1 protein-coding gene is annotated in these 881 nt (G+C 40.6%); it reads left to right on the forward strand.

What is annotated here, in order from left to right; genetic code table 11:
- Positions 1–881: terminase TerL endonuclease subunit (locus FC24_RS10300; protein ID WP_235807403.1), on the forward strand; the 881-nt coding region annotated here is incomplete at both ends.

The raw sequence follows: 881 nt of genomic DNA on the forward strand, positions 1-881 counted from the left end.
GAATATCATGCCGCAAAAACAAACGAAATGATGGAGCTGATTGAATCAGGCCAGGGTAACTTACATCAGAGCCTGATTTTTATTATTTCAACCGCCGGCTTTAATTTAAATGCGCCAATGTATACCGAGGAAGAACCCTATGCGAAAAAGATTTTGCATGGTGAGTATCAGGATGATGAGTACCTAGCAATGATTTTCGAACAGGACGCAGAAGACGAATGGCAAGATGAAAAAATGTGGGCTAAGTCTAACCCTCTGATCAACGAAAATGATGAATTAAAAGAACAGGTTGAAACCTTTCTTGAAAAGCGGGTTGCTGAAGGTACTGAAAAGGGCACGATGTTTAAGATCCTAGTTAAGAACTTTAACTACTGGATGCAGGCCTCTGAAGAATCTTATTTAGACTTTAACGATTGGAAGAAAAATGAAACAGATTTTAGCTTGCAAAAGACTAAAGTTTATATTGGCTTAGATTTATCCCGCGCTGATGATTTAACGGCAGTGTCTTTTATCCATCTTGACGAGGCTAACAAACAATACTATGTTACGTCGCATTCGTTTGTTGGCACAAAAGGTGGGCTACAAGGCAAAATAGAACGCGATTTGATAGATTACCGGCAACTGGCTAAGAACGGCTACTGTACGCTTACAAACTTGTCTAGCGGCATTATTAATACTGAGCAGGTACTCGATTACATTGAAGGCTACATTAAACGTTACGATCTCGATGTTAAAGCAATCTGTTATGACCCGTACGCAATTCATGGCGTTCTTGCCGAAATGGAGCGGCGTGGTTGGTATTATGACCTATACGAAATTAGACAGGGCCCAGCGACACTATCCGGTCCAATTATGGATTTTAAATTAAGCACGATCAACGG

The organism is Loigolactobacillus rennini DSM 20253, assembly GCF_001436505.1.
Classification (GTDB): domain Bacteria; phylum Bacillota; class Bacilli; order Lactobacillales; family Lactobacillaceae; genus Loigolactobacillus; species Loigolactobacillus rennini.